4 protein-coding genes are annotated in these 5473 nt (G+C 34.5%); all 4 read right to left on the minus strand.

What is annotated here, in order from left to right; all coding sequences use genetic code 11:
* Positions 1 to 801: 801 nt before the first annotated feature.
* Positions 802 to 984 (minus strand): hypothetical protein, encoded by a 183-nt coding sequence (locus ACYC56_RS11745; RefSeq protein WP_461374369.1) that lies wholly within the window; start codon positions 982 to 984, stop codon positions 802 to 804.
* A gap of 48 nt (positions 985 to 1032) precedes the next feature.
* Complete coding sequence (locus ACYC56_RS11750) at positions 1033 to 1836, minus strand: hypothetical protein (protein WP_461374370.1); 804 nt, start codon at positions 1834 to 1836, stop codon at positions 1033 to 1035.
* 84 nt (positions 1837 to 1920) lie between these two features.
* The gene (locus tag ACYC56_RS11755) at positions 1921 to 3444 is read right to left on the minus strand and encodes a T9SS type A sorting domain-containing protein (RefSeq protein WP_461374371.1); all 1524 of its coding nucleotides are present in this window, start codon (positions 3442 to 3444) and stop codon (positions 1921 to 1923) included.
* A 4-nt stretch (positions 3445 to 3448) separates the two neighbouring features.
* A partial coding sequence (locus tag ACYC56_RS11760; protein WP_461374372.1) for a T9SS type A sorting domain-containing protein occupies positions 3449 to 5473 on the minus strand: 2025 nt, incomplete at its 5' end.

Genomic DNA, 5473 nt, shown 5'->3' on the forward strand with positions numbered 1-5473 from the left:
TGAAAAATACTGGGCGTTTAACCGTAACATTTATCAAGCTGCCACAAAGTTACAAATTATTTCACAATTGTCAAGTTGCACCGAACCGCCCAGTTTTTTTAAGTGTGTGTTAGCAACCGTAATTATTTTCATTATCAACGAGTTAAGTTGTTTCAAGTTGTAAAATGTTTTCAACGAGAAATTTTATTTAGAAAACGTTCCTCGAAAACCGCAACGAGTTTGTAAAATGTTATTTGACAGAGTGAAACTCTGAAGTCCAACCACAAAATTTATAGAACGAATTAAATATATTTTACTTTTCAAAGTCATAGAATAACATTAGACACATTTTTTTAATATTATGGTTGCTAACGATTGGAACTACGAAACGACGTGCAATTTAATACAATTTCCTGTCAAACCGCTAAAATGTTTATTCATTGTTATAATTGTCAAGTTGCACATAACTGCACGTTGTTTTTCGTAGATTGTGTTATGCACTGGCGGTTTATTATTCTTGTCACAAAGATAAGTTATTTTGAATTGTGCTGTGAACTGTCAAAGAGCTTTTTTATGGGGTGGTTGTGTGATAGGGTTTAAATTTTTTGTGTGAAGGGACTTTTTGTTATTTTTTCAGTATTTGTCAAGTTGCAGTACGTTTAAGCAATGCGAGGGCAGGCAAAAAGTGAAACCTCTTTACGCTTTTTAGGTTGCAGGGTGGCACTTGCGGGAAAGCGGAATGTGGTTACACTTGTGTTGGTGGCAAAGTTTATTAATAATATTCGTTATTTATAACTCCCTGTATAAATTTCCTAAAACCCTTTAGTTGTTTCTAAAAACCCTGTCATTAATTCCTAAAACCCTCTGTTTGTTTCTTAATGCCCTCTCGTTGTTTTCTATAACCCCCTGGCTGTTTCTTAAAGCCCTTTCGTTGTTTCCTAAAATATTTTGACTGTTTCTTAAAACACTCCCATTGTTTCCTAAAACCCTGTCGTTGTTTGTCAAAATGCTGAGGAAGTTTCCAAATGTACTGAGGTTGTTTCCTAAAGAAAATTAACGAGGTTGAGTAAAAGGTATCTTACTTATTAGTTTATATTCGGGACTTGTTGCTCCGAAAATTGATTTAACATACTTCTTTGCATCTAATTGTGTATTGTAAAGTGATGTTACATCAAGGTAAAGGATTTTATTTCGACTAATTCGGGCATTACTTAAAGCAGTTTCGGCATTTATAAAAGCAGTATTTTTTGTTTTCATTGATGCAAGCAGAGTATTTAATGCTGTTACTTTTAAATCTGCTTCATTTGGAGTATAACCAGTTTCGGTAGATAATAAATTGATAAGTTTAGCGAAATTGTCCAAACGATTGTCGTAACTCATTTGAGAGGATGAAATTTCCACGTGTTCTACTACGGGTATAGTTTCTGTTGCAGGAGTGGTAGTAGAGGCATTCAAAGCTTTTTTAGTTTTTGGGGTAGCTCTTTTACCTGTAAGTTTTCGTGTAATGGTTTTAGCATCGTCGATTTTTTGTTCGGTAACTTCGGAACTTTCGAGTGCATTTAAAATTCGGGTAATAAACTTACTAAAAAGAGCTGGAGCAAACAAAATTTCACGAGCATCGATAGCCACTGAAGCTGCATTGAATTTGTCTTTAACATTTGTCATAGATGTTTGAGAAGATGTAAACAGGGTGTTTAATGCAGTTAGTTTTAATGAAACTTTTGAAGGGTTGTACGGTGCTCCGTAACCTGTACAAACAGAAATAAGTTGTTCGAAATTTGCTACGTTTTTGGCGTGACCGGTTTCTATACCGCGGTGCTTTGAAATTTCGTTTACCATGCCGGATGTTGTTGTCATAATTGTAAGTTTTAATTGGTTAATATAACAAATTAACGCTTAATAAATATATATATTATGTGAATAATGAATTTGTTAGATATTTCACTCCTTCCTTACCTTAAACGTTGCAATACTCCTCCCTGTTTCTGTTTTTAGCAAATATAATCCTGTTGGTAATGTTTCTGTATTAAAAACATATTCGTTAGCTTGTGTTTTTGCTTGCATTACTGTTTTTCCTGATGCGTTTATTAATGTAAGTGTTGTTGGTTCGTAAAATTGAGATATTAATTTTATTGTAAGTGTTTGGTTAAACGGATTAGGAAAAACTTCGGGGTTTAAATCTGTGTTTGTAATTCCGATACTATTTAGCGAATCTACAACGTGCAGCGTAATTGGGTTGCGGTTTAATGTTAAATTTTTCCAGGGTGTAATATATTGATTTGTTATATTACATGTGTATATGCCCGAATCACTGTGCTGTATGTTTGGTATTACCAACAAACCATTTGTTGTGCTATCTATCAAAACACCGTTTTTATACCAATAGTAAGTATTATACAGCCCTGTAACGGTGCTGTTTAAAGTTACATTTGTGTTTATTAATACTGTTGAATCTAATAACGACCAAACCGAATCCTGCGGGGCTATTGGACCATTAATACAATACTGACAACCGTTTAAATAAGTATTCTCGAAATCGCCAAACTGTAATTTATTCCAGCGTATATCATAAACTCTCATATAATATAAGTAAGAATATGGTGGCAAGGGAGATTGTTCGTGAGGTATAAATGGAAGGCTTGTTAAATGATTAGAATCTGCTGTTAATTCTATATAATTACTTGCCGGTGGAAAAAGAGATGACGGTATTGCCCCTGTAAAATGGTTGTGGCTTATATCCAATGCCAAAAGCGAAGGTATGTTACCAATACATAAGGGTAATGGACCATAAAAAGTGTCTTTAAAAATACGTAATTCTTCAATTGATTGTGAAAGGCATAAAGAATCAGTTAATATTCCACCAAAAGAATGATTTCCTTGACAATAAATTAATTGTAAAGTATCAAGCAAGCCGAAATAACCCGGAAGGTTACATTTAACATCTGATTTATAAAGTGAAAACATATTCAGTTTATGGAGGTTTTGAAATGAAGTTGGTATTACACCACCTATACCCGGGTTGCCTATTATTATATCTTCCAAGTTACTTAGGTTGACAATTTCAGAAGGAATTGTACCAGTAAAACCGCAAGCTCCTATTTCTAGTCTTTGTAAATGTGTTAAAGAGCCAAGTTCAGGTGGTATGGGACCGGTTAAGTTCGGATTGAAACGCAAATCAATCACGGTTAATTCTGTCAGGTTTTGAATGGTAGAAGGTAGTGTGCCTTGAAGAATAGTGTTTTGTTGGGCACTCATTTTTATTATTCTTCCATTACTCCAAAGAATATTCATTGCAGAACCACCATTTGGAACAAATGGCATTTGAGGATATAAATTCTGAAATAGAGTAGGATTCCAAACCATCCACATGTTCCAAATAGTAGCAGAATCAACAAGATTTACCTGAGCGTTTAATTGTAAACTTAAGAATAAACAGGCACTATAAGAAATTATTTTATTTCTCATAATATTATTTAATAATTACAAGTTTGCGATTATATACATTATTTAAAGTGTTTACTGTAACAATATAAGTGTTCGAAGGTAGAAAAGAAAGGTCTATTTCAGTCTTAAAAATTACATCTGCAAAACTTTTCTCATAAACCTTACATCCTGTTACGTCTGTTATGGCAATTCTATTAAACACATCGTTAGCAATAGATGTAATTACAACTTTTCCGTTGGTTGGATTTGGGAACAGTTCTAACGATTGGGAATTGTTATTGCTTAATGTATCTTTATTTAACGCAAATATTTTGTAATATGCTGCAGCATTTAAGTCTTCGAAACGAGCAATAAAGGCATCATTTCCAGTATTTGTGCTCATTGTTTGACCTGCAATATTGTTTAATTGAACAATACCATCAAAACTACCCCCAATATAGTACATATCACGATCGCTGTCATATACCAATGAAGTGGCTCTTGATGTTCCAATTGTGTTACTCATTACCCCTGTTTGCCATTGGAAAGCAAAAGTGGTAGGATTGAACTTTGTTACAAAGTGGTTAGCGGTTGGCGGAGAACCATAAAGGGTTAATGGAGTTGCATTATTCATTGGATCAAGGCTAAACTGATCTATTCCAAATGTGCCGGCTACATAGATTCCATTACTATTAGCAACAATTTTATTGGCAGTATTTTTATTATTACCAGAAGATGGAAAAGAAATCACAGGAATTGCATCCGTAGGATTCCAGTCTATAGTAGGGAGATTTGGATAGAAAATAACTGCTGCACGATTTGAGTTTGGTGGTGTGTTTTCAAATCCGCAGAGGTAAAGCTTACCATTGTAACTTGCCATGTCGTTTATCTCGAAATATTCTGAACCTATACCTATTTTTTCTTCGGAACCCATAACCCAAGAACCGTCTGAAGCATTAATTTTTACAATATAACTTTCCTGATCTCTCTTATAAGTAAAATATATGTCAGATGCACCTGCCCATTCGGTTGCCATTCCCTGATCGTTAGAAATACTCTGTGTATAGCTTTTGCTCCAAGCAAACTGGAGGTCATTTGAAACAAAATCGAAACGAGCCATAAAAATATCATCATGTGGACAACATGCTTGTGTATTGGTATTATAAAGAATCCCCATGGAAGGTGAAACAGTAAGTATGTAATCGGAGAATATCCCTGTAATAAATGCTGAATTTCCATTTAGCGAAAGACCTTTTACATAAACAGCTTGGGTGCTAATCAAACTTATTTCTTGTGTGGTAGTACAATATAATGTCGTGGGGTCAAGAAAAGCAAGGAAAACACCGCCACTGCTGGCAGTCATTTCGTTTCCGGTAAAAGGAGGGTCTGTAAAATCAACAGATGTGAACGGGCCTGTAACTGCAACTTTACTAACACTTGAAAGATATTCAATATGACAATCCAATGTACCAAGTACAGTACTGGCAATTGTTCCATATGCATGTCCATTAATACAATTTCCGCAATAGTCATATTTAGCAACAAAAATACTAACATCTGAAGATGTCGAATAATAAGTAACAGGAATATTATTAATATCAGGAAGTGTAATGTTATCGTTAAATAATCCTATAACATAAATGTTTCCCTGTTCATCATAAGCCATGTCGTAAATTTGTTCGTCGCCGTTTGTATTTGGTATTACTACAGGCCAGTTGGAATTCAAAATATCTTCAATAACTGTAGCATTACCTGTCCAAGTACAACTGTTGGCATCGGTAACAGTTACATTGTAAGTACCCAATGTAAGATTTGCAATATCTTCGGTATTAGCAGTAAACGTACCTGGCCCTGTCCATGAATAAGTAAAAGGTGAAGTACCATTTGTAACTGTTAAATCAATTACTCCTGTATTTACACTATTACAAGTCAAATCTGTTTGTGTAGTTGTTGCATTAAGTAAGTATTCTGTAATAGTTTCAGTAGAAGTTGCTGTGCAGTTGTTTGCATCGGTAACGGTTACAGTTATTGGGTTATTTGCTGTTGTAGCATTTATGGTTTGTGTTGCAGC

It is taken from the genome of Candidatus Aquicultor sp. (assembly GCF_054640775.1).

Bases quoted from the DNA above. Each gene is read 5' to 3' on its own strand.
- ACYC56_RS11750 (WP_461374370.1), bottom strand. From the start codon at position 1,836: ATGACAACAACATCCGGCATGGTAAACGAAATTTCAAAGCACCGCGGT.
- ACYC56_RS11755 (WP_461374371.1), bottom strand. From the start codon at position 3,444: ATGAGAAATAAAATAATTTCTTATAGTGCCTGTTTATTCTTAAGTTTA.